Raw genomic sequence first — 24,904 nt, forward strand, 5'->3', positions numbered from 1 at the left:
CTCAGAACGTACCGCCGTAGTACGCGGCGGGGGTCGCGCCGGACGTGGTGTGCATGACCGTGAAGGGGACCGTGGTCACCGGGGACTCCGTACCGGAGGCGTCGACGGCGAAGACGTCGATGACGTGCGGGCCCGCGGCCCACTGCCAGCCGGACTCCCACGACCACGCGCCGTTCGGGGCGACGGCCGTGCCGCCCAGCAGGACCCCGTTCTCCCGGAACCCCACCTGTGTGGAGGCGGCGGCCGAGCCGGTGAAGACGACGCGCGGGTCGAGGACCTGCTCATGGGCCACGGGTTCCAGCACCACCGGCGCGGAGGTGCTCGGCCCGACCGTCGAGATCATCGTGGCCAGGGGCGCGGCCGGAGTGTCCGGTCCCGGGTCCACGGCCGTGAAGCGGATCTCGGTGCGCCGCGACTGGAAGCCGGACGCGTCGACGCCGTAGACCTTCACCGGGTGTTCGCCCTTGCTCCAGGATCTGCCGAGTTCCCAGGACCAGGTGCCGTGGGCGTCGACGTCGGTCTGGCCGAGGTACTTGCCGTGCTCCCAGACGATCACCCGGACCGCCCCGGGAGCGTGACCGGCGAGTCGTACGGCGTCCCTGCGGACCTCCGTGCCGGGTGCGGGTGTCGTCACCGCCGGGGGCGGGAACTCCTCCCCGCGGACCATGCTCGTGGCGGCCAGGTAGGAGTCGATGGCGGATCTGTCGCGGTCCGGCTCCTCGAATCCGTTGCCGACGAAGCCGAGCCGCGGGGCGATGCCGTCGATCAGGAGGTTGGCGATGCCCATCAGCATGGGGACGTTGCGGCCCGCGATCTGGGTGTGGTCCGCGATGTGCGGGGAGTCGCTGAAGACGAAGTTGAAGTTCTCGTAGTGCTGGAACAGGCCGAGGAAGGGTTCCACCTGCGTCGGGTACTGGTCGTCCTGGGGCGAGGAGACCAGGTAGACGTTGGCCGCGCGGTTGACGCCGGAGCGGACCAGGTCGGGGACGAGTGCGTCGACGATCCGCACGTTCTCCTCCGGGACGCCCTCGCCGAGCATGAAACCGGCGACTCCGGGGTGCACGTTCTTCACGTACGTGCCGATCGAGAACTGGGGCGCGATGGCGACGATGTTCCTGAAGCCGTACTTCAGGCCGAAGTAGAGGGCCGCGCTGCCGCCCTTCGAGCCGCCCCACAGGGTGACGGACTCCGTGGTGAGGTCGAGGGACTTCATCACGTTCGAGATGAGGGTGACGACGGACTGCTCCAGGCCGAAGTCCATCTCCTTGCACAGGTAGTAGCTCCGGTTGCCCTCGAAGCTGTCCCGGATCCAGAGGATGTTCGCGCGCAGCTTGTCGAAGACGCCGTTGGACCAGCCGTAGTCGCCGGGCGCGGAGAAGTTGGCGAAGACGACGACCAGATGCCGGTTGCCCTTCTGCGCGTGGGCGAACCGGTACTCGACGGGGTACGCCCCCGCGGCCTCGATGCCGGTGAGCAGCTGCCTCCCGCTCGCGGGTGCTGGGGACATGGGGAATCCGTTCTTGGGACGTGGCTGGGTTCAGTGGGCGGGGACGGCCGGGGTCGGGATGACCGCGAAGGTGACAAGGGCGGGCGGGGACTCGTCGCCGACGGCGTTCACCACGAACACCTCGACGGTGTGCGGGCCTTGGGCCCACCGCCAGTCCGCGTTCCACAGCCAGCGGCCGTCGTGGTCGAGCCCGCAGGACCCCAGGAACACCCCGTTCTCCCGGAACCCCACCTGGGTGGCGCCGTTGGCGGTCCCGGTCAACCGGACCTGCACGTCGAGGAGTTGCTGGTAGGGCTCGGGTGTCCGCACCAGCGGGGGCAGCAGGGTCACGACGGCCCCTTGGCCCGGCGCCGGCGCCTGCGCGACGGGTTCCTGAGCGGTGAACTGCGCTTCCGCAGGCTCAGGTTGCCGTTCCGGAGCCGCCGACTGCGGCTCTGTACGCACGGGTTGGCGTTCCGACGCCGTGAACCGCGTCTCCGTGCGCCCGGACTGGTAGCCGCTGGCGTCGACCGCGAAGAGCCGCAGCAGATGCTCCCCCGCGCTCCACGGCTGCTCCCGCTGCCAGGTCCAGGTGCCGTCGGCGGCGACCGGAGCGGACGCGAGATACCTGCCGTGTTCCCAGATGCTGACGCGCACCGCGCCCGGGGCCCGGCCGGTGAAGCGGACGTCGGTGGTGGGCAGCAGGTCGTGCGGCTGGGGCGCTGTCACGACCGGTGCGGCGAACGAGCCCTGTACCACCGCGGTCGACTCCAGGAAGGACGTGATGCCCGAGAGGTCGGCGTCGGGCTCCTCGTAGCCGTGCCGGGTGATCCCCAGGCGCGGGGCGATGCCCTCCACGAGGAGGTAGGCGATGCCCAGCAGCGGGGGTGTGTTCCGCTGGGTCACCTTGCCGTGGTCGGTGATGAACGGGGACTCGCTGAAGATGAGGTTGAAGTTCGGGTAGCGCTGCAACAGCCCGAGGAACGGCTCCACTTGAGTGGCGTACTGCTCGTCCTGCGGCGACGACACCAGGTAGAGGTTGGCGTCTCCGTTGGCCCCGGAGGCCAGCAGGTCGGGCAGGACCGCGTCCAGGACCCGGACGTCGTCGTCGGCCATCGCCTCGCCGAGCATGTGCCGGCCGGTGTCGGGATAGACGTCGCGCACGAAGGTGCCGATCCGCAGCTGCGGCACGCTGGCGACGATGTTGCGGAAGCCGTAGCTGAGCCCGAAGTGGAGCGCCGCGCTGCCGCCCTTCGAACTGCCCCACAGGGTGACGTCGTCCGGGGTCAGGCCGAGGGACTTCATCACGCGGGTGATGAGTCCGATCACCGACTGCCCGACCCCGAAGTCCATCCCCTTGCACAGGTAGTAGGTGTTCCCGCCGTCGAACCGGTCGCGGATCCAGAGGATGTTGGAGCGCAGGCCGCCGAGGACGCCGGTGGCCCAGCCGTAGTCGTCCGGGGCGTAGATGTTGGCGAAGACGACCATCAGGTGCCGGTTGCCGCTGCGGGCGTGGGTGAACCGGTACTCGACGGGGTGGGGGCCCGAGGCGTCGATCCCGCCGATCACCTTGCGGGCCTTCGCGGGTGCCTCAGCCATGGTGCGCTTTCACTCTCGTCGGGTGCTTGTGGTCCGGGCCGGTGCGGTGCCGGACCGGGAGGTCGGCCATGATGTCGTGATGCATCCCGCTGCCTCCCCGCCCAGGTCCGGGCATATGGGCATCCCGTGGCGCAGGGTCGCCGTCGCCGCGGTGGCGCTGCTGGGGCTCGCCACCGCGGTGACCGCGGTCCGCGCCCACGGGCCCGGCCGCTCCGCCGCGTCGGGCCGGGCGCTGACCGTGGCGACCTGGAACATGTGCGGTGTCCGGCAGTGGGGCTGCGCCGCCACCGGCAGCTGGGCGGAGAAGCGGACGCGCCTTGACCAGCTCGCCACCCGGGCGGGGGCCCGGGTGATCTTCCTTCAGGAGACCTGCGGCGCGGAGCTGGAGTCGGTGCGCCGGGGGCTCGGCGGGTCCTGGCACACGGCGTTCCGCGCGTACTCCGAGCGGGACGCGGCGGGGCGTACGGCACCGGTCCGCTGCGCGACGCCCGGAGCGGGCGCCGCCGGTTTCGCGATCCTGTCCGCCTATCCCCTGTCGGCCGTCACCACCGTGGCCTCGCAGCAGCCCACCGTGGGGGTGCGGCGCGGCATCCTGTGCGCCACCGTCGCCGCGCACGAACTCCGGGTGTGCACCGCACACGTGAGCCCGCGGCACAGCGATGCGGCGCACCCCGGCTGGGAGTTCCGCGACGACCAGCTGAAGGCCTTGGCCCGTGCGGCGGACGCCCGGCGCACGGTCTACGGCGGTGATCTCAACGTGAATCCGCCGGGTTCCCGCAACCCCTTCTCCTGGGTGTGGCCGTCCGGTCCCTACACCGACCAGCGGGAGTGCGACCAGCCGTCCGCGTCCTCCCGGGCGGGCCGGGACACCCATGTGTCGGGCCACAAGTTCGACTACCTCTTCACCGGGCTGCCGAGGGTCCGCTGCACGGTGCGCGACACCGGGACGTCGGACCACTACGCCCTGCTCCTGCGGGTACGCACCGGCTGAGATCCCGTTCACCGGTGTCGCCCGTGGCCGTCGGGGGTCATACGACCACGTCCTCGGCGACCCTTCCCGGGGGTGACGGCTCCTCGGAGAAACGATCCTGCCGTGCGCCGTGCGCGTCGAGGGTCCCGGCCGGCCTGGGCTGGGCGGGCAGCGCGTTCACCGTCCGGTCGACGGTGGGCGCTGTCTGCGCCGGGTGGCGCTGCGGGGTGAACCAGTGCTGGGCGTTCCAGCTGATCGGCGTGAGCGGGCGGCCCGGGTGACTCGTGTCCACGGAACCGACAGCGGGCGCCCGTGCCTCCTCGGGGGCGAGGTCTCCGCCGACGATCAGCATCCGGTCCGCCAGCCGGGCCGAGGCGTAGCCGTCGTCGAGGTCGCAGAACTCCCGCTGGAACCAGCGGTAGCGCTCGGCGTAGGCGTCCTGGATGCGGTCGATCTCCCGGATCGCGGTCACCAGGTCCTCGGAGGAGTACACCAAGGGGCCGGGCGCGCTGCGCTCGAAGTCGAAGTAGAAGCCGCGCAGGGTGTCCCGGTAGTGGTCGAGGTCGTAGGTGAAGAAGAGGATGGGGCGTCCGGTGTTGACGTAGTCGAACATCAGGGACGAGTAGTCCGTGATCATCACGTCGGTGATGAGGGACAGGTCGGCCATGTCCGGGTAGTCCGAGACGTCGAAGACGAAGCCGTCGCCGGCGCCCGGCACCGGGTCGACCACGTTGGGGTGACGCCGGACCAGGAGCACGTGGTCGGCGGCCAGTCGGGCCCGGGCGTCCGCGAGGTCGACGCGGAAGTCCAGCTTGTACTTGCCGGGGGCGTAGAACTGGTCGTCGCGCCAGGTCGGCGCGTACATCACGACCCGCTTGCCGTCGGGCAGGCCGATGCGCCGGCGGATCTCCCGCTCCCGCTCCTCCGTGCCGGGTCTGCGCAGGACGTCGTTGCGCGGGTAGCCGGACTCGACCATCTCGCCGGGGAAGCCGAAGGCGCGCTGGAGGATCGGGGTGGAGAAGCTGTTGGGCGAGACCAGCATGTCCCAGTTGCGCACCTCCTTCTCGACCCGTTCCAGATAGCGCTGGTCGGCGAAGTGGATGGCCTCGATGTCGTGGCCGATCTTCTTCAGCGGGGTGCCGTGCCAGGTCTGCACGACGGTCTGGCCCTCGCGCTTCTCGAACCAGTCGGGCAGGTGGTTGTTGGCGACGACATACCGGCTGGTGGCCAGCGCCTCGTACCACTGCGGCGACCACATGCGCACGGGGGTCGCGGTCGGGGGCACCTGGACCTGGTCGTCGCGGACGACCCAGAGGTGCTCCAGGTCGAGGCCGCGGCGCACCAGTTCCTCGTGCAGGGCGCGGGGGCTGTCGGAGTACTGGGTGCCCTTGAAGGCGTCCAGCAGGATCGCGGGGCGTACGGCCTTGCGGCGCGCGGCCGGGTAGGCCTTGGTGCGCAGCAGCTTCTGGCGGTAGGGGCCGCGGGCGTCGTCCGGCATGGCGGAGTGCACCATGAGGGAGAGCCGGTCGTAGGCCTCGGCCTGGAGTTCGTAGCGGCGCTCGTTCGCCTCGTAGTCCTGCGGGAAGGACTCGACCAGGGGCTGCTCGATCTTGACCATGAGGTCTTCGAGGCGGTCCTCGCGGGCCACCGAGGAGAGGTCCTGGCGGCGCAGGAAGAAGTCCCAGCGTCCGGCGGCCAGCGGGATCTCGCCGGCCAGGGTCCGCATCGCGGCGGGCGCGAGGACGGCGCGGAACGCGGTGCCGTCCCACTGGAGCGGTACGGTGCGCTCCGCTCCGTGCGCTCGCGAGCGGACGACGAGATGGGCGTCGCGGTACTCGCGTGCGGAGAGCCGGTCGGCGGCCAGATAGCGGCCCGTGATCTCCAGGGAGCCGTCCTCGCCCCAGCTGACCTCGCTCGCCATGGGCAGGGTGGCGCGCTCGAAGACCACGAGGTAGCCGGAGCCGTTGCGGTGCACGACGACCTCGCGGTCGCCCTCGCCGGTCTGCAACGCGGCGGGCATGCGGTAGTGCCCGTCGGGTGTCTCCTCGGCGACCACCGGATAGATGGTCATCTTGCGGCCCTCGACGTGGAAGGTGGTCTTCCAGCCGTTGCTGCCCATGTTCCAGGACTGGGGTACGTCCGCCCCGGCCTCGGCGGCGGCACGGTGTCCCGGGATGAGGACGCGCAGCGGAATCCGGGCGGTGAACGTGCACCAGCCGTCGCCGCCGGCACCGAAGTGGGCCCACGCCTCGTGCTGTCCGGTGCCGCCCATGCTGGTGACCCGGAGCTTGCCCCACTCGGGGACCTTGGGGCCGAGGTAGACGCCGTTCAGCTCCAGGTGGTCGCCGCTGACGCGGTGTCCGGTGATCCGGCAGCGCACGATCTCCACGCGTAGCTTGAGCTTGCCCTGAAGGAACACCGGCAGGACCCGGGTGTTCTTGTCGACATAGCGGTACGGCGGATTGGCGGCGGAGCCGGCGCTGCCGCGGTCGATGCCCCGGTAGCGGAACAGACCGCGGCTGAGCACTCCGGCGGCGACGTCCCAGGTGCCCTCGACCCACTGGCCCTTGCGCTTGAGCCGGGTGGTGTCGATCCTGGCCTCGAAGCCCGCCCAGTCGTAGCAGTAACGATTCTGGTTGGACTGCTCGGTGGCCTGCGGCGCATAGGTGGTCCTCGCCGTGGTGAGCACCATCCGGCCCTGCTTCTTGTTGCGCAGGGCGATCGCCTTCACCGACATGTGCTTCTTGTGCACGTTGATGAAGCGGACGTACGCCGAACCGCTCAGGGTGAGCAGGTGGCCGTTCGTGCTCCAGCGGGCCGCGTCCAGCGAGCCGTGCAGCGAGAACTCCTTGTCGAGGCGGTAGGCCTTCTTGTCGAGGCCGACCTCCCGGTCCCCGAGGTAGGGGTACTTGAGGTAGCGGCGGAACCGGCGCTGGACGGGCATCGGGCCGCCGCGCCGCTCGAACCGGATGACCTCCAGCAGCTCGGGCAGCCGCCCCTCGCGCACCAGGAGCCATTTGACCCGGGCGTCGGCCGGCAGCTCGTCGATGAGGGTGGGGTCCGCCTCGTCGAGGAACTCGTTGGCCCACTCCATGAAGGCCTGCTGGTACTCCTCGTCGGCGTCCGGGAGCACCTTCAGATGCAGCATCAGGTCGGACTTGAGGCAGGCGAGGTCGTACTTGCGCTTGCTCTCCTCGTAGAGCCGGGAGCGCCGTTCGGCCAGGAAGCGGCTGACCGACTGGACGGCTGCGACCCGGTCGCGGAGGTTGGACAGCTCGGTGTGGCGCTGGGTGATCGAGGGGGCCGCGCCGCCCTCGCGGCGGCGCCAGTAGTAGACGATGTCGGTGAGGACGTCGACCTTCGCGGCCCGGAAGTGGGCGAACATGTTGACCCAGGAGTCCTCGTAGAGGACGCCTTCGGGGAACGCGATGAAGTGGTGGTCCCAGAAGGAGCGCCGGAACAGCTTGTTCCAGACCGTGCGGTCGTAGATGAGCGCGTCGAACCGGGTGATGTGGGTGCCGCGCCGGTTCTTCTGCATCGGGGTCTTGTGCAGCGGGGACTGCCACTTCTTGGTGGAGTTCATCATCTGCACGTTGCCCGAGACGAAGTCCGAGCCGGACTCCTCCAGGGTGCGCACGAGCAGTTCGTAGGCGTACTCCGGGATGACGTCGTCGCCGTCGACGAACGCGACGAACTCCCCGCGCGGATGCATGGCCCGCAGACCGGTGTTCCGGGCGTGCCCCGGACCGTGCGACTCCTGGCGGATCAGCCGGAAGCGCGGGTCGGCCGCGCAGAACTCGGCGACGATCTCCGTCGAGCGGTCGGTGGAACCGTCGTCGACGAGGATCACCTCGAAGTCGCGGAACGACTGACGCGCGATCGACTCCAGGCACTCCGCGAGATAGCTCTCCACGTCCTGGAAGGGAACGACAACACTGAGACGCGGATGATCCGCCAACTCCGACTCCTACCGAGACAATGCGCCCGTTGAGCTTGGTCGAGAAGCCCACTCCGGGCGGACACCCCCTGACTCGGCACGCCCCCCAGCCTCATCGCTGGCACGCAACTGCCGCCCCTGTGGCCTCGGGCAGAGCCCCCTCCACCGAGTGTCACAGGATGCACATATTCTTAACAGATACTAACCATGGGTCAAGGTCGAGCCATGTGGCGTTCATCTTGAGCCCAGTGTCCGTACATCCCGGCTTAAAGCCAGGTCATGGGGATGCCTATAGTTCTGCCACTGCACTGCTTGTTTCAGTGGGCCGGAATCCCCCCTACCCGGGCCCCGCACCTCCGCGGAAGCGGAGCCCGTGAGGAGAGGAACCGCACACCCATGTCCCACAGCGCCACGACCGAGCCTCGGCGTGCCCGGAAGTCGAGCGGCGACGGCGGATCCACTCCCCCGCGCAAGAGACGCAAGGGACGCATCGTCCTGCTGTCGTTGCTGGTCCTGGTCCTGGCGGCGGGCGGAACGGCCTACTGGCTCTACAGCGGGATCGACGGCAACATCAAGGGCGTCGACATCGACAAGGCGATCGGTGACGACCGCCCGGAGAAGCTGCCGACCTCGGGCCAGAACATCCTGATCCTGGGCTCCGACTCACGCGCCGGAGCCAACGCGAAGCTGAAGACAGGCAATGTCTCCGGGGCCCGTTCGGACACCGCGCTGGTGATGCACATACCAGAGGGGCGTAAGAAGGCGGTGGCGGTCAGCATCCCGCGCGACACCCTGGTGACCCGGCCGCAGTGCACCACATCCGGCGGCTCCTCGGTCGCGTCGGCACAGCGTGTGATGTTCAACTCCATCTACTCCCAGGTCGGTCCGGCCTGTGTGGTGAAGACGGTGGAGCAGATCTCCGGGGTCCGCATGGACCACTACGTCGAGGTCGACTTCGCCGGCTTCAAGGACCTGGTGGACGCGATAGGCGGCGTGACCGTCACCGTCGACCAGGACATCCACGACACCTCCAGCGGCCTCGACCTGAAGGCGGGCACGCACAGGCTGAACGGCACCGAGTCCCTGGAGTTCGTCCGCACCCGGCACGGCATCGGCGACGGCAGCGACCTCGGCCGGATAGGTCTCCAGCAGAAGTTCATGCTGGCCCTGCTCACCGAGATCCAGAAGCAGGACCTGCTGGGCAGCCCCGTGAAGGCCTACAAGATCGCCGACCAGCTCACGGCGGCGCTCACCACCGACTCCGCGCTCGCCTCGCTCCCCAAGCTCGCGGAGTTCGGCCGCAGCCTGAACGGCGTCAACCCGTCCACCATGGAGACGATCATGCTCCCGGTGGCCTACGACAAGGTCGACCCGAACCGGGTGGTGGCCGCGGAACCGCAGGCGAGCACGCTCTGGAAGGCGGTCCGCAGCGACGCGACCATCCCCGAGTCGGCCAAGAAGTCCCCGGCGACGGGCGGCTGAGCCGTCCTCAGGAGCCCGGTGCGGGACGGTCGGCTCAGAGGGCGGACCAGGGGCCCAGGCTCAGTCCCTCACCGGGCTCCTGCCGGGCCACGCGCGGGGTGCCGTCGGGGGCGATCAGCGCCATGACGACCCGGCCGCGGCCGTCCCGGGCCAGCGCGGGCGTGCCCTCGCAGGGCTCGGTGAGCGCGTACCACCACAGGCCGTTGCCCTCGTCCCCGGCGCCGCCCACCCCGAACACCGCGTGTCCGTCCGGGTCCCGGTGGGCCAGGACGAGACAGTCGTAGCCGTCGATCGCCGTGCGCAGCGTCGCGTACGGCCGCTCCGCCGGGGAGCCGCCGAGCGGGGTGGGCCAGCCGCCCGCGCGCCAGGAGACCGCGGTGCCGTTGTCGGCATCGGTCCAGAAGAAGGTGGCCTGCTCCGGGCCGGTCTCCGCCCCGGCGACGGTGCCCGGCGCGGCGCGCAGCGCGAAGCCTCGCGGGCCGGTGAAGTCGCCGCCCGCTTCGAGCTGCCGCCACACGAACACCCCGGTCTCGGCGTCGGCGCACACCTCGACGCGTCCGCCGGAGAGGGCCACCGGCGCGGGCCACGGGCTGATGCCCACGCCCTGGAGCTCCTCCCAGGCCCGCCACTTGCCGTTCGGTGCCTCGCGGCGCAGCACCAGGCCGCCGTGTGCGCCCCGGGCGAAGACATGGACACTGCCGTCCGCCGCGACCGCGCCCACGAGCGGGCCCAGCAGCAGCCCCTGCTCCCGGTCGGGGTGCGGGTTGCCGAGGGAGCGCCAGTCGGTGACGGCGAGCCCGGTCTGGTACTGGATCGCGTGCACGACGTCCACCCGGCGCGTCCCGTCGGCGCCGGTGCGCTCCCGGCGGCCGAGGAAGTGCACGTAGGAGTCGGCGCCCTGGACCACCGTCAGATGCGTGAGCCCGGCGCCGGGCACGAGGTGGGGGCCGGTCCAGTCGGCTCCGCCCGGGGTGTTCTCGGTCCAGCGCAGCAGCCCGCCGTCGGCCGGCGCGTAGAGGCTGAGCCTGCCGTCCCTGCCGAGGGTCAGCCAGTCGCCGTGGGCGGCACCGGACGCGGCCGGTCCCGGGGTGCGGACGCCGGTACCGGCCGGGCGGACGGGGGCGACGGGACCTGACGACTTCTTCCGCATGGCCTGCCGCTCTCCCCTGAAGCCGACGCGTCATGCGTACGGATTGGCTGAAACACCGCTCATCATATGTCGGCGGTGTGCGCGTCCCCCGGGCTCCGGTGCTCCGGTGACCGGGGACTTCCCGCTGCTCAGACCTCCCGCCAGGCCTCCAGGGCGAGCCCCGCCTCCGCCTTCCGCCGGGTGACGAGGAGTTGGCCGGTCGACGGCGACACCGTCGCGGCGACCACCCGGTCGTCCTCGTCCAGGGCGAGGGAGACCTCGGCGTCGGCCGGGAGCTGCGGGCCGGACTCGGTCCACCAGGCGCCGGCCGACTCCTGTTCCGTGGGGTAAGCGGCGAAGGCGACCCGGCCGCTGGCCGACCGCTGGGCGAGCAATGTGCAGTCGTGACCGTCGAGTTCGCAGCGGACGGCGGAGACCGGGCCGGGGCCTGCCGAGGGCAGCAGGGTGATCGGTTTGGTGCCGGGGCGCCAGGCGCAGAGGTCGCCGGAGTCGTCCGTGCAGAAGAGGGTGGTGCGCTGCGGGGAGGTGGCGAGGGCGCGGAGCGTGCCGGGGCGGACCCGGGCCTCCATCGCCTCCTCCAGCACCGGTTGCGCTCCCGGTTCCAGCTGGCGCCAGTGCAGGATCGCCCCCGGTACCGACGCGTACAGCTCGACCGTGCCGGACTCCCCCGTCACCGCCGCCAGGTCCTCGTGGACCTCGCTGCCCTTGAGGTCGCGCCAGGGTTCCCAGCCGCCCTTCTCCTTCTGGGCCAACAGGCTGACCCCGCCGCTCGCGTTGCGCACGAAGAGGTGGGCGCGGCCTTCCGCGTCGACCGCGATCGCCGGTACGCCGGTGCGGTCGCCCTTCTTGTCCGGATGGCCGACCGGGCTCCAGTCGAGGGCCGCGAGCCGGGGCCTGAAGTGGGTGGAGTGGACCAGTCCGGATTCACCGGCCGCCGTGGGGCGCCAGGCCGCGAGGTGGGCGTAACCGTCCGTGCCCTGTCCGATGCCGAGGGGTCCCGGGTGCAGTTTCTGGGTGCCGCCCACCGTGCGCGGGGCGCTCCAGAGGCCGCCGGGGCCGCGTTCCGCCCGGCACCGGACGGCGTCGCCCGAGGGCAGATAGACACTGAGCCGGCCGTCGCGGCCGCGTATGAGCCAGTCGCCGTTCACCGGTTCACTGTAATTGGGGCGGGCGCATCCGTGCGGGGCACCCCCGTCCGCGTGCGACCCTGGCCCCATGGACGAGGACACCCCCCTGCTCGTGATCGTCGACGGAGCGAACGTCGTCGGGTCGGTGCCCGACGGCTGGTGGCGCGACCGCAAGGGTGCCGCCGAGCGCCTCCGCGACCGCCTCGCGAGCGACGGCCTGCCGGGCCGCACGGACCCCGTGGAACTCGTCCTCGTCGTGGAGGGCGCGGCCCGCGGTGTGACGTCCGTCCCGGGCGTCCGGGTCGACTCGGCCCCCGGCAGCGGCGACGACCGCATGGTCGAACTGGTCGCCGAGGCCGCCGGCCGCCCCTGCCTCGTGGTCACCGCGGACCGCGAACTCCGGCGCAGGGTCACAGAGTTGGGCGCGGAGGTCACGGGGCCGCGGAGCGTACGGGGCTGACGCTCGCCGGGGCTGACGCGCGGGCGACGGGACCCCGCAAGCCTCCCCCGGCGAGCGGGACTTACCAGGCCCGACGGCCGACAGGCCACCGGACGCCCCCGTCCCGGCCCACCTTCGCCCACGAACTCCGGCGCAGGGCGACCGAGTTGAGCATGCGGACATCGGGGCCGCGCGGTGCACGGGCCGACATCCACGCGCTCCGGCTCGCAGCACCCTCGGCTGACGACCACGGCACACGACCCCGCAAGTCCCCCTCACCAACCGGGACTTGCGGGGCCGTAGGACCAACTGGGCCGGCTACGAGGCGTTTCCGGGGGGCGGGGGCGTGGACTTGCCCGCGTCCGCCGCCTCTTGCAGGGCCAGGCGGCTGTGGGTGCGGCCGTAGAAGAAGTACACGAGGAAGCCGATCGCCATCCAGACGGCGAAGCGGAGCCAGGTCTCGGCGGGGAGGTTGAGCATCAGCCAGAGGGAGGCCAGGACCGAGAGGATCGGGAGGGCCGGGACCAGGGGGGTGCGGAAGGAGCGGGGGAGGTCGGGGCGGGAGCGGCGGAGGATGATGACGCCGATCGCGACCACGATGAAGGCGAACAGGGTGCCGATGTTGACCAGTTCGGCGAGTTGGCTGAGGCTCGTGAAGCCCGAGACGATCGCGATGATCACGCCGAGGAGGATGGTCGGGCGGTACGGGGTGCGGAAGCGCGGGTGGACGTGCGAGAAGAAGCGGGGCAGGAGGCCGTCACGGCTCATCGCGAAGAAGACGCGGGCCTGCCCCAGGAGCAGGATCATGCACACCGTCGTCAGACCGATCGCGGCGCCGAAGCTGATCAGGCCCGCGAACCACGGGTGTCCGGTGGCCTTGAAGGCGTCGGCGAGCGGGGCGTCGACCGACAGTGAGCTGTACTTCTGCATACCGGTCACGACGATCGCCACGGCGACGTACAGGGTGGTGCAGATGACCAGCGAGCCGAGGATGCCGCGCGGCACGTCCCGCTTCGGGTTGCGGGTCTCCTCGGCGGCGGTGGCGACGACGTCGAAGCCGATGAAGGCGAAGAAGACCACGGAGGCGGCGGTGAAGATGCCCATGACGCCGAAGTTGGAGGGCGCCCAGCCGAACATCAGCTGGATCAGCGGGGCCTTGAGGTTGCCGCCCGCCTCCACGGCCTGCGACTTGGGGATGAACGGCTTGTAGTTGTCGCCCTTGATGAAGAAGGCGCCGGCCACGATCACCACGAGGACGACGGCCACCTTGATGGCGACGACGACCGAGGTGACCCGCGCGGAGAGCTTCATGCCGAGCACGAGGATCGCGGTGAGGACCAGCACGAGCAGCGCGGCGAGGATGTCGAAGCCGAAGCCGTGGGCGCCGTCCCGGCCGCTGAGCGACTCGGGCAGGTGCCAGCCCGCGTTGTCCAGCAGCGAGTGGATGTAGCCGGACCAGCCGACCGCCACCACCGCCGTCCCCAGGGCGAGTTCGAGGACCAGGTCCCAGCCGATGATCCAGGCGGGGAACTCGCCGAGCGAGGCGTACGAGAAGGTGTACGCGGAGCCCGCGACCGGGACCGTGGACGCGAACTCGGCGTAGCAGAGCGCCGCGAGGGCACAGACGACGCCGGCGACGACGAAGGACAGGGCCACCGCGGGGCCGGCGGTGTTCTTGGCGGCCGTGCCGGTGAGGACGAAGATGCCGGTGCCGATGACGACACCGACGCCGAACACGGTGAGATCCAGGGCGGAGAGGGATTTCTTGAGCGCGTGCTCGGGTTCCTCGGTGTCCTGAATGGATTGTTCGACTCTCTTCGTCCGGAAGAGTGTGCTGCTCACGGGTGCTACCTCCCACGCTTGGCGTCCTCGGCATGATCGAGAGGGGGCGATGGGGACACCCCCGGTCGAACGAAGCCGAGACTGGGGGACCGTATGCCCCGAGGCGGGCGGGTTCACGCGAACGGGCCGCTTTCGCCACTGCAAAGAGTGGTGAAAGCGGCCCGTTCAGCGGTGCGGGCGTGTCTCAGTCGCGCGCGGACTCCACGGAGTCGGCCTCGGCCGTGGGTCGGTCGAAGCGGCCGTCCAGCTTGGAGACCAGGCCGGTGACCTGGCGGGCGATGTCGGGGGCGGTCAGACCGATCTCCGTCATCACCTCGGCGCGGGAGGCGTGGTCGAGGAAGCGCGGCGGGATGCCGAAGTCGCGCAGCGGGACGTCCACACCGGCGTCGCGCAGCGCCTGTGCGACCGTCGAACCGACGCCGCCGACACGGGAGTTGTCCTCGACGGTGACGACCACCCGGTGCTGCTCGGCGAGCGGGGCCATGGCCTCGTCGACGGGTTTGACCCAGCGCGGGTCGACGACCGTGGTGGTGATGCCCTGCTGGTCGAGGAGGGTGGCGATCTCCAGGCACATCGGCGCGAGGGCGCCGACCGACACCAGCAGGACGTCCGGGGCGTCGGTGCCGGGCGCGCGCAGCACGTCCATGCCGCCGATGCGGCCGACGGCGGGTACGGCCGGGCCGACCGCGCCCTTGGAGAAGCGGACCACCGTCGGGGCGTCCTTGACCTGGACGGCCTCGCGGAGCTGGGCGCGGACCTGGTCGGCGTCGCGCGGTGCCGCGAGCCGCAGGCCCGGGACGACCTGGAGGATCGACATGTCCCACATGCCGTTGTGGGAGGCGCCGTCGGTGCCGGTGACGCCGGCCCGGTCCAGGACGAAGGTCACCCCGCACTTGTGCAGGGCCACGTCCATCAGCACCTGGTCGAAGGCGCGGTTGAGGAAGGTGGCGTAGACGGCGAAGACGGGGTGGAGTCCGCCGGTGGCGAGGCCGGCCGCGGAGACGGCGCCGTGCTGCTCGGCGATGCCGACGTCGTAGATGCGGTTCGGGAAGGCGTCGGCGAACTTCTTCAGGCCGACGGGCTGGAGCATCGCGGCGGTGATCGCGACGATGTCCTCGCGCTCCTGGCCGAGGGCGACCATCTCGTCGCCGAAGACGGAGGTCCAGTCGGCGCCGGAGGCCTTGATCGGGAGGCCGGTGTCGGGGTGGATGGGGCCGATGCCGTGGAAGCGGTCGGCCTCGTCCTGGAGGGCGGGCTGGTAGCCGCGGCCCTTCTCCGTGAGGACGTGGACGATCACCGGGCCGCCGAACCGCTTGGCGCGGGCGAGCGCGGACTCCGTCGCCTCGATGTCGTGGCCGTCGATCGGGCCGACGTACTTGAGGCCGAGGTCCTCGAACATGCCCTGCGGGGCGATGAAGTCCTTGAGGCCCTTCTTCGCGCCGTGCAGCGTCTCGTAGAGGGGCCTGCCGACGACCGGAGTGCGCTCCAGGAGGTCCTTGCCGCGGGCCAGGAAGCGCTCGTAGCCGTCAGTGGTCCGCAGGGTCGCCAGGTGGTTCGCGAGGCCGCCGATGGTCGGTGCGTAGGACCGCTCGTTGTCGTTGACGACGATGACGAGGGGGCGGTCCTTGGCGTCGGCGATGTTGTTCAGCGCCTCCCAGGCCATGCCGCCGGTCAGGGCGCCGTCGCCGATCACCGCGACCACGTGGTCGTCGCGTTCGAGGACCTGGTTGGCCTTGGCGAGGCCGTCGGCCCAGCCGAGGACCGTCGAGGCGTGCGAGTTCTCGATGACGTCGTGCTCGGACTCGGCCTGCGAGGGGTAGCCGGACAGGCCGCCCTTCATCTTCAGCTTCGAGAAGTCCTGGCGGCCGGTGAGCAGTTTGTGGACGTAGGACTGGTGGCCGGTGTCGAACAGCACCCGGTCCCTGGGGGACTCGAAGACGCGGTGCAGGGCGATGGTCAGCTCGACCACACCGAGGTTCGGGCCGAGGTGGCCGCCGGTCTTGGAGACGGCGTCGACGAGGAAGGTCCTGATCTCCCCGGCCAGCTGGTCCAGCTGCTCCAGGCTGAGCCGGTCCAGATCGCGCGGTCCCCTGATGCGGGTCAGCAGCGGCACCCGTGCCTCCTTGCGAGTAGAGCTGATCGAGCTGTTGCCGGGCTTGTCGAGTCTAATGTTCCGCCTTCGCGGGCGTCGCCCGGGCTGTGCGTCGTAGGTCACGCGATCGGCTGTACCCAGGAACAGACTTTCGTACGACATGACTGTGCCCGGTACCGACGTCGGTACCGGGCACAGTACGGAAGGACACAGGTCAGCCGCGACCGGACGCCTTCTGGCTCTTGCGGGACACCGAGTCGATGACGACCGCGCCGAGCAGGACGCCACCCGTGATCATGTACTGGATCGACGTGTTCATGTTGAGCAGGTCGAGGCCGGTCTGGATCGACTGGATGACGAGCATGCCCAGGAGGGCGGACCAGACGGTGCCGCGCCCGCCGAAGAGGCTCGTACCACCGATGACCGCGGCCGCGATGGCCAGCATCAGGGTGTTGCCGCCACCGGCGTTGAGCGTGGCGCTCTGCGTCTGACCGGCGAAGAACATACCGCCGACCGCCGCGAAGCCACCGGAGATGGCGAACACGGTGATGCGGATCATCGGCACGTTGATACCGGCACGGCGCGCGGCCTCGATGCCGCCGCCGACCGCGAAGACCTTACGGCCGTACGGCGTACGACGGAGCACGAAGTCCACGATCACCAGGGACGCGAGGAAGATCACCAGCGCGTTGGAGACACCGGCCGAGGAGTTCAGCACGTACGCGGTGACGAACGCGGCCACGGCGAGCAGGCCGACCCGCAGCGCGATCTCGCTGGTGGGCCGGAACGGCACCCCGGCGGCCTTGCGGCGGCGCTGGTCGGTGAGCGAGCCGATGAGCAGGGAGCCGACGCCGAGGGCGGCCAGGATGTAGGCGCCCGCGATCGACTGGTTCATGAAGAACGAGCTCTGGCCGAACAGGTGCACCGGGCCGCTGTCCGGGATGTTGATGGTGCCGCTCGAACCGAGCAGCCACAGCATCAGACCGTTCCAGCCGAGGAAGCCGGCCAGGGTCACGACGAAGGCTGGTACACCGATCCTCGCGAAGAAGAATCCGTGCAGTGCGCCGATGCCGATACCGGTGATGATCGTGAGGACCAGCGCCAGCCAGCCGTTCATCCCGTGGTTGACCACGAAGACGGCGAACAGGGTGGACGCCAGACCGCTGACCGAGCCGACCGACAGGTCGATCTCGCCCAGCAGCAGCACGAAGACCAGGCCGATGGCGAGCATGCCGGTCGCGGACAGGTAGTAGCTGATGTTGGACAGGTTGTCCGCGCTCAGGAACCGGCTGTTCTGGACCTGGAAGATGATGCCGATGGCGATCAGGCCGGCGACGACCGGCAGGGAGCCGAGCTCACCGCCCTTGACCTTGCGCTTGAACTCGGTGATGTAACCCCTGAAGCCCTCTTCGCGGACCAGCAGACGCGGGTCGACGACGGTGGCGGCACCGGCCGCCGCCGTGGGGTCCTCCACGGGGGCCGCGGTGGGTTCCACCGCGTCCTTCTTCACGGTGCCTGACGTGTCGCTCACTTTGCCGCCTCCGTGCTGCGCACCGCACGACGGGTCACGGCGTTGTCCGTGGCACCGGTGATCGCGGCGATGATCGTTTCCTGACTGGTGTCCTTCACCGGGAAGGAGCCGTTGTTCTTGCCCAGGCGCAGCACGTTGACGGTGTCGGCGACCGCCTTCACGTCGGCCATGTTGTGGCTGATGAGGATGACGCCGAGGTTGCGCTCGCGCAGCCGCTCGACCAGGTCGAGGACCTGCGCGGTCTGCTCCACGCCGAGGGCGGCCGTGGGCTCGTCGAGGATGACGACCTTGGGGTCGCCGATCAGCGCGCGGGCGATCGCGACGACCTGTCGCTGGCCACCGGAGAGGCTGGCGATCGGGATGCGCACGCTCGGGATGCGGATCGAGAGCGTGCTCAGCAGCTCACGGGAGTTCTTCTCCATCGTGACCTCGTCGATGACCCCGCGGCGCAGCAGCTCACGCCCGAGGTAGAGGTTGCCGACGACGTCGAGGTTGTCGCAGAGCGCGAGGTCCTGGTAGACCGTCGCGACGCCGAGTCCCTGGGCATCGTGCGGCTTGTTGATGCTGACCGGCTTGCCCTCCCACTCGATGACTCCTTCATCGATGGGGTGCACTCCGGCGATGGTCTTCACCAGGGTGGACTTTCCTGCGCCGTTGTCGCCGACCAGTGCGACGACTTCTCCGGCGTGGACCTCCAGCTCTACTTCGGTGAGGGCCTGCACCGCACCGAATCGCTTGGAGACTCCGCGCAACGCCAGCACGGGCGTAGCGGACACGTGAACCATCTCCTTCGCCGCCTGACCGGCGGGGATGCCGCGCTTGTCAAAAGGCGCGGAGGGTTGTGCCTAGGCACAGATTTACAAGATGAACATGCGCGCGGCCGGTGCCAGTTGGCAACGGCTGCGTTCGCGGGGGTTCCGATCGGCGCCCGCCCCGCAGCGGGGTTTGAAGGTGGGGCGGGCGCCGAAGGGGGTCTGTCACCGCTGGGCGGTGGTTACTGCAGACCGGCTGCCTTGCACGCCTTGGCGAAGTCGGCGGTGCAGATCTGCGCGACGGTGTAGAGACCGTCCTTGACGACCGTGTCCTTGATGTTGGCCTTGGTGACCGACACCGGGGTCAGCAGCTGCGAGGGCACCTTGTCGCCGGAGCCGCTGGTCTGGGTCGTGGTGGCGAGCGACGAGATGCTCTTGCCCTGCGCCAGGTCGACGGCGAGCGTCGCGGCGGCCTCGGCCTCCGGCTTGAAGGCCTTGTAGACGGTGCTGGACTGGGTACCGGCGACGATGCGCTGGATACCGGCGAGCTCCGCGTCCTGGCCCGTCAGCGGGATGCCGCTGATGCCCGCGCCCTTGAGGACGGTGGCGATACCGCCGGCCATGCCGTCGTTGGCGGAGTAGACGCCCGCGATCTTCTTGGCGCCGAGCTGCGTGATGGCCGCCGACATCTTCTGCCCGGCGACGGTGTCCTTCCACAGGCCGGACTGCTCGTAGGCGATCTTGACCTTGCCGTCGAGGGCCTCGTGGGCGCCCTTCTTGAACTGGGCGGCGTTCGGGTCGGCGTCGTCACCGTTGATCATGACGACGTTCGCCGAGGGGGTGGCCTTCGAGCCCAGCGAGGTGAGGAGCGCCTGGCCCTGGAGCTTGCCGACCTCGACGTTGTCGAAGGAGACGTACGCGGAGACCGGGCCCTGCGCCAGGCGGTCGTACGCGACGACCTTGATGCCCTTGTTGACGGCCTGCTGGATCGAGGACTTGATCGCGGCGGAGTCCTGGGCGCTGATCACGATGACCTTGACGCCCTTCGTGATCATCGTGCTGACCTGCTGGGCCTGGGTGGCCGCGCTGGCGTTGGCGTTGGCGTACTGGACGGTGCAGCCGGAGCAGAGCTCCTTGACCTTCGCCTCGAAGTACGGCTTGTCGAACTTCTCGTACCGAGCGGTGACGCTGTCGGGCAGGAGCAGGCCGATCGAGGCGTTCGTACCGCCGCCCGAGGAGCTGGAGCTGCTGTCGGACTTCTTGTCGTCGCCGGCCTTGCCACAGGCGGCCATCGAGACGGCCATCGTGGTGGCGATAACGGCAACGGCGGCACGACGCATACGCGTGTTCACTTTGAAACCTCCCTGACGAGGCCGCGTCGTTGCGGCCGAGGTGGCTGGAAGTCAACTCGGCCGCGCGTTCGGCGTCAAGAAGTAAATACTTAACGAGATGGCAACGGCGTCGTGCGTTCTCTAAGTGAAGACAGGTGTGGCCGCGGTCAGCGACCCGTCCAAAAGGGTCGAATCGCCCATCTCGCTCAACGCGAGAGCGAGCGCTCCGAGCACCTCCGCACGGCCTCCAAGTGCCCCCGGGAGAACGGACAGTTGACGTGCCGCACTGGGGATCGCGTAGCGGCCGACAGACTCCCTGATCGGCCCGAGCACCAGCTCACCGGCCTCGGCGAGATCGCCACCGAGGACCACTCGGCTCGGGTTCAGCAAATTGCAGAGATTGGCGACTCCACTGCCGATGTGTCGGCCGACGTCGGCGATCACCCGACGGCAGCCCGGGTCTCCGTCCCGCGCCAGCCGTACGACTCCTTCCATGGTCAGGTCGGTGCCGTGGCTGGGCTGGAGGAGCGGCAGCACATAGCGCGCGGCCGTGAAGGTCTCCAGGCAGCCCCGGTTTCCGCAGCGGCAGACAGGGCCGGACTCATCAAGAGTAATATGCCCGATTTCTCCCGCTGTGCCACCCGGGCCCCGGTAGATCTTGCCGTTGATGACCAGCCCCGCGCCGACCCCGCTCGCCACCTTGATGTACGCCAGGTCCCTGACGCCCCGCCCGCTGCCCCAGACCAGCTCACCGAGGGCGCCGAGGTTGGCGTCGTTGTCCACGTGCACCGGTACGCCCAGACGGCTGCCCAGCTCCTCCGCGGGTCTGGTGCCGGTCCAGCCCGGGAGGATCGCGGTGGAGCCCAGGGTGCCCGACTCGACGTCGATGGGTCCGGGCACGCCGAGGCCCACTCCGGCGATCTTGGAACGGTCCACTCCGGTGGCCGCGATCAGCCGGTTGACCAGCTCTTCCGCCCGGTCGAAGCCCTGCGTGGAGGAGGCGTCCACATCGACGGGCTCGGACTCCTCGGCCAGCACCTGGTGGGCCAGATTCCCGACCGCGACGCGCAAATGCGTATGCCCGAAGTCGACGCCTATGACGATGCCGGCGTCACCGCTCAGCGAGACGCTGCGCGCCCGGCGGCCGCCCGCCGAGGTGGGGGTGACCTCGACCGTTCCGCCGTCCTTGAGCTCACGCACGATGTTGGAGACCGTCGCCGCGGACAGCCCGGTCGCCCTCGCGATCTCCGCCTGCGTCAGCGACCCGGCCAACCGCACCGCTCGCACGACCCGCTCGAGATTGGCTCGGTGCAGTGACGACTGCGACCCCGGAGTCTCCACGACGACCTCCTGCGCGCGGGACCGCATCGATGAGGCCCCGTCTATGTCCAACTAGTGAACTCTAAGCTGAGCCGTTCGGGCTGCCTCCCGTCAAGAGGTTGAACCGCATCGAGGGTTCAGGACACATACGTGGACACCGCTCCCGGCCTTCCGGGAGCGGTGTCGGAACGAGGGCTTCCTCCCGCGTTCTCCGGACGCGCTACTTGAGCGTCGCCGAGGTCAGACCGGCCTGCACCTGACGCTGGAACGAGAGGTAGACGACGAGCATCGGGATCATGGCGATCGTGACGCCCGCGAAGAGAACGGGCAGGTCGGAGGCGTAACCCTGTTGCTGCTGAAGCTGGATGAGGCCCTGGGTGAGGACATAGCGCTCCGGGTCCGAGCCGCTCTGCGGCTGCATCAGGACCGTCGGCAGGATGAACTGGTTCCACTGGCCGAGGGTGTTGAAGATGCCGACGCTGATCAGACCGGCCTTGGCCATCGGCAACATCACTTGGAAGAACGTCCGGGTGTGCGAGGCGCCGTCGAGGATCGCCGCCTCGAAGACCGCGGTGGGCAGCGTCCGGAAGAACGCGTGCATGAAGAACACCGTGAACGGCATCGAGTAGGCGATGTAGACCAGGATCAGCCCCTGGTACGTGTTCAGCATGTCCAGCCGCTTGACCATGAAGAACAGCGGGACCAGGGCAAGGAACACCGGGAACATCGCCCCGGCGACGAAGAAGTAGTACAGGATCCGGTTGCCCCAGAACTGGTAGCGGGCCAGCACGTACGCGGCCATCGAGCCGAACAGCATCGTCAGCGGCACCGAGAACACCAGCACGATGAGGGTGTTCACGAAGTAGTCGCCGATGCCCTTGCTCCAGGCCCGCCGGAACACGTCGAACGACCAGTTGTGCGGCCAGCCGAAGGCCGAGTTGCCGATCTGCACGTCCGTCTTGAACGAACTCAGCACCAGCCACAGCAGCGGCAGCACGATCAGCAGGGCCCACAGGGCGAGGAAGCCGTGCGAGAAGACGTTCAGTACGGTGCCCTCGCTCCGCGGCTCACGGGGCCGGGCGCCGGCCCGGCCGGCCGAGGGCTGGGGCGGGACGGTGCCGCCGGTGGGGGCGGTCTCCTTCAGGGGTGCGCTCATCGTCGTATGTCTCCCGCTCAGAACTCGATGCGCTCACGGCGGGTGGCGCGCAGCGTGACCACGGACAGGACCAGGGTGAGCAGCAGCATGACGACGCCCATCGCGCAGGCGTAGCCGCTCTTCCCGTAGTAGAGGAAGTTGCGCATCATCACGGTCGACATGACGTCGCTGTGATGGTCGGGACCGCCTCCGTAGGCGCCCATGTTCGACGTCATGGAGGAGACCAGGACGAACATGTCCATCGCGATGATGCCGAGATACACCCAGGCCGTCTGGACGGTCTCCCACAGCAGCGGCAGCGTGATCCGGAAGAAGGACTGGGAGCGGCTCGCGCCGTCGATCAGGGCGGCCTCGTAGACGTCTCTCGGAATGGACTGCATGGCCGCGGAGAACAGCACGAGATAGAAGCCGACGCCGTGCCAGACCACGACCGCCATCAGCGCCCACAGCACCATGTGCGGTTCGTTGAGCCATTCCACGGGGTTATTGGCGTCGACCAGGTGGAGTTTGATCAGGAAACCGTTGAGCAGCCCGCCGCCGTCGCTGCGGTACACGGCGTTGAAGAGCACCGCGAGAATCGCGAGCGACAGCACCTGCGGAAAGAAGTAGACGATTTTGTAGAAACCGGAACCGGCGACCCCCTGTACCCCGCCGGCCTTGCTGCTGCCTCCCGCGTTGACCATGAAGGCGAAGAAGAGGGCGAGCAGAATGGTGATCACCGGGATGAACACCAGGAACAGAAGGTTGTGCCAGATGGCCCCCAGGAAGACGTCGTCGTGGAACAGCGCTCGATAGTTGTCCAGTCCGACGAACTTGAAGGTCTGTGACTCGCCCTTCCAGTCGGTCAGCGAATAGCCGAACGTCTGGATGTACGGCCAGATCACGAAGATCAGATAGAGCGCCACGGGAAAGAAGAGAAATCCCGCGACGAACCTGTACTGCCCTTTGCGCATTGGCGTTTCCTGCCCCTGGTGTCCCGAGCGTGATCAGGTGGTGCGATCAGGCATTGTGATCAGGAGTGCACGTTCTTCTTGGACGCCGGGTCCTTGGCCTGCTTGTCGACCGCGGCCTGACAGCGCTTCAGCCACTCCTTGGGCTGGATGCGCTTGGACATCAGCTCGTTGGACGCGTTCTGGATGGAGGTGTCCATCTCGCTGTACCAGTCCGGGTACAGGAAGCGGAAGGTGTTGTCGCCGGCCGCCTTGGACGCCTCGACCGTGGACTGGGTGCCCGGGCGCAGGGTGACGCTGGAGTCGACACCGTCCTTGAGGATGGTGAGCGAGTTGGCCTCCTTGGCGAAGAGGGTCGACCACTCCTTGGAGAGCATGTGCCGCATGAACTCCTTGGCGGCGGGGAGGTTCTTGGCCTTCGCCGGGATGATGAAGGGCTCGCCCGAGCCGGCCCGGATCGCCTCGAACGGCATCTTGCTGCCGGACAGCAGGGGCATCGGCAGGAACTTCATGTCGAAGTCCGTGGGCGTCTGCTTCAGCTGCTCGTTCTCCAGCCAGGAACCACAGGTGATGAACGCGGCCTTGTACTGGTTCCAGCGGGTCTGCGACTCGGTGTGGGTCAGGCCGTTGGTGCCGGGCATCAACAGGCCCTTCTCCACCACCTCGTAGATCGCCTCGACACCGGCCTGCGCGGCGGCCGAGCCGACGAACGCCTTGGGGTCGAGGTTGTCGATCGCCTTGACGGCGTCGATCCCGCCCTTCTTGGCGATCAGGTCCATGATGGCGACGTTGATGTAGTACGGGTACTTGCCCTGGTGCGCGAGACCGCCGATGCCCTCCGCCTTCGCCTTCTGGCAGATGGCGATGAACTCGTCCCAGGTCTTCGGCGGGGTCCAGCCCTTCTCCTTGAAGAGCTTGCCGGAGTACCACAACCCCCAGACCGTGTAGATGTAGTTGAGGGCGACGACCTTGCCCTCCTGGACACCCGGGTCGAGGGTGCCGGGGATCAGCAGGTCCCTGACCTTCTTGCTCGGGTCGTCGACCGCCGGGGCGTCGAGCACCGGCGAGAGGTCGAGCAACTGGCCGTTCTTGTACAGGACGTCGATCTTGATCTGCTGGGCGCCCGAGTCGTCGACGATGTCCGGCGGGTTGCCGGCGTTGAAGCGGGGCTGGAGCTTGCCGGTGATCTCCTGCGTGCCGGTGTGGGTGGAGCCGACGCCGATCTTCGTCTTGAAGTTGGCTTCCCAAGCCTTCGCGTAGTCGTCTCCGTAACCGCCCTTGAAGACGACGACGTCGAGCGTGCTGCCCTTCTTCACACCGAAGGGATTCGACTTCGACGTGGTGCCCTTGGTGGTGTCGTCGCTGCTGCCACTGTCCCCGCCGCCGCTCGCGCACGCGGACAGGAAACTCATCGTGGGTACGGAGATCAGACCGAGTGCGGCCGACCTCTTGATCAGATCACGGCGGCCGACGCCTTTGGAACCGTTGTTCTCGGCGGAAGTGGATCCCATGCTCAAGTCCTCGCCTTCTCCAGGACTCAGGCGGTGAACCGGATCCTCCCCGGCACCGCGGTCAGGTCGAGCTTGGTCGTGCAGGAGTACTTCGTGCGTGCTGCGAGAGCGGTGTCGAACGCGACAGGTATAGTCCACTTCCGGCCGACAGAGCAAGATCGAATGCAGGGTGGGTTGTCGGTCTTTTCCGAAGTGAGACCTCGCGGAAATATGAACGCCCTGTGTGCGC

Annotated in this window: 17 protein-coding genes; 3 read left to right on the forward strand and 14 right to left on the reverse strand. The window is 69.1% G+C overall.

Annotated elements, in window-relative coordinates:
• Position 1: 1 nt before the first annotated feature.
• Positions 2–1,507, reverse strand: coding sequence for a hypothetical protein (locus tag ACIRB1_RS06445; protein ID WP_403464750.1), 1,506 nt, complete (start codon positions 1,505–1,507; stop codon positions 2–4).
• A 30-nt stretch (positions 1,508–1,537) separates the two neighbouring features.
• Complete coding sequence (locus ACIRB1_RS06450; protein ID WP_403464751.1) at positions 1,538–3,085, reverse strand: hypothetical protein; 1,548 nt, start codon at positions 3,083–3,085, stop codon at positions 1,538–1,540.
• Positions 3,086–3,164: 79 nt separating this feature from the next.
• Between ACIRB1_RS06450 and ACIRB1_RS06455 the strand changes: the two genes are divergently transcribed.
• Entirely contained in the window at positions 3,165–4,076 is a 912-nt protein-coding gene (locus tag ACIRB1_RS06455) for an endonuclease/exonuclease/phosphatase family protein (protein WP_403464752.1), read from the forward strand.
• Between the two features lie 37 nt (positions 4,077–4,113).
• On the opposite strand, the gene ACIRB1_RS06460 is transcribed toward ACIRB1_RS06455, so the two are convergent.
• Positions 4,114–8,013: a CDP-glycerol glycerophosphotransferase family protein gene (locus tag ACIRB1_RS06460; protein WP_403464753.1), complete on the reverse strand. Its 3,900-nt coding sequence runs from the start codon at positions 8,011–8,013 to the stop codon at positions 4,114–4,116.
• 375 nt (positions 8,014–8,388) lie between these two features.
• On the opposite strand from ACIRB1_RS06460, the gene ACIRB1_RS06465 reads away from it, so the two are divergent.
• The gene (locus ACIRB1_RS06465; RefSeq protein WP_403464754.1) at positions 8,389–9,474 is read left to right on the forward strand and encodes an LCP family protein; all 1,086 of its coding nucleotides are present in this window, start codon (positions 8,389–8,391) and stop codon (positions 9,472–9,474) included.
• Positions 9,475–9,508: 34 nt separating this feature from the next.
• Here the strand turns inward: ACIRB1_RS06465 and ACIRB1_RS06470 are convergent, their stop codons facing one another.
• Positions 9,509–10,624 carry a hypothetical protein gene (locus tag ACIRB1_RS06470; RefSeq protein ID WP_403464755.1) on the reverse strand — a complete coding sequence of 372 codons (1,116 nt, stop codon included), beginning with the start codon at positions 10,622–10,624 and terminating at the stop codon, positions 9,509–9,511.
• Between the two features lie 128 nt (positions 10,625–10,752).
• On the reverse strand, positions 10,753–11,772 hold the full coding sequence (locus tag ACIRB1_RS06475) for a hypothetical protein (RefSeq protein ID WP_403464756.1): 1,020 nt from the start codon (positions 11,770–11,772) through the stop codon (positions 10,753–10,755).
• 67 nt (positions 11,773–11,839) lie between these two features.
• Between ACIRB1_RS06475 and ACIRB1_RS06480 the strand changes: the two genes are divergently transcribed.
• On the forward strand, positions 11,840–12,211 hold the full coding sequence (locus tag ACIRB1_RS06480; protein ID WP_403464757.1) for an NTP pyrophosphohydrolase: 372 nt from the start codon (positions 11,840–11,842) through the stop codon (positions 12,209–12,211).
• A gap of 297 nt (positions 12,212–12,508) precedes the next feature.
• Here ACIRB1_RS06480 and ACIRB1_RS06485 read toward each other — a convergent pair whose 3' ends face one another.
• The 9 genes from ACIRB1_RS06485 to ngcE form a co-directional block, all read right to left on the reverse strand.
• Positions 12,509–14,032, reverse strand: a complete 1,524-nt coding sequence (locus ACIRB1_RS06485; RefSeq protein WP_403464758.1) for an amino acid permease — start codon at positions 14,030–14,032, stop codon at positions 12,509–12,511.
• Positions 14,033–14,216: 184 nt separating this feature from the next.
• Positions 14,217–16,145 carry a 1-deoxy-D-xylulose-5-phosphate synthase gene (dxs, locus tag ACIRB1_RS06490; RefSeq protein ID WP_352178275.1) on the reverse strand — a complete coding sequence of 643 codons (1,929 nt, stop codon included), beginning with the start codon at positions 16,143–16,145 and terminating at the stop codon, positions 14,217–14,219.
• Between the two features lie 193 nt (positions 16,146–16,338).
• Positions 16,339–17,655 (reverse strand): ABC transporter permease subunit, encoded by a 1,317-nt coding sequence (locus ACIRB1_RS06495; RefSeq protein WP_352177941.1) that lies wholly within the window; start codon positions 17,653–17,655, stop codon positions 16,339–16,341.
• A complete protein-coding gene (locus ACIRB1_RS06500) occupies positions 17,652–18,440 on the reverse strand; it encodes an ATP-binding cassette domain-containing protein (RefSeq protein ID WP_329552461.1) in 789 nt (262 codons plus the stop codon). Before ACIRB1_RS06500 ends, ACIRB1_RS06495 begins: the two co-directional genes overlap by 4 nt.
• A 209-nt stretch (positions 18,441–18,649) precedes the next feature.
• Positions 18,650–19,747 (reverse strand): substrate-binding domain-containing protein, encoded by a 1,098-nt coding sequence (locus ACIRB1_RS06505; protein WP_352178276.1) that lies wholly within the window; start codon positions 19,745–19,747, stop codon positions 18,650–18,652.
• Between the two features lie 132 nt (positions 19,748–19,879).
• The gene (locus ACIRB1_RS06510) at positions 19,880–21,079 is read right to left on the reverse strand and encodes an ROK family transcriptional regulator (protein ID WP_352177942.1); all 1,200 of its coding nucleotides are present in this window, start codon (positions 21,077–21,079) and stop codon (positions 19,880–19,882) included.
• A gap of 199 nt (positions 21,080–21,278) precedes the next feature.
• Entirely contained in the window at positions 21,279–22,214 is a 936-nt protein-coding gene (locus tag ACIRB1_RS06515; RefSeq protein WP_352177943.1) for a carbohydrate ABC transporter permease, read from the reverse strand.
• 17 nt (positions 22,215–22,231) lie between these two features.
• A complete protein-coding gene (locus ACIRB1_RS06520; RefSeq protein WP_352177944.1) occupies positions 22,232–23,167 on the reverse strand; it encodes a sugar ABC transporter permease in 936 nt (311 codons plus the stop codon).
• Positions 23,168–23,226: 59 nt separating this feature from the next.
• A complete protein-coding gene (ngcE, locus tag ACIRB1_RS06525; protein WP_352177945.1) occupies positions 23,227–24,675 on the reverse strand; it encodes an N-acetylglucosamine/diacetylchitobiose ABC transporter substrate-binding protein in 1,449 nt (482 codons plus the stop codon).
• Positions 24,676–24,904: the final 229 nt, after the last annotated feature.

The organism is Streptomyces sp. NPDC096013, from assembly GCF_044763565.1.
In the GTDB taxonomy this organism is placed as follows: domain Bacteria; phylum Actinomycetota; class Actinomycetes; order Streptomycetales; family Streptomycetaceae; genus Streptomyces.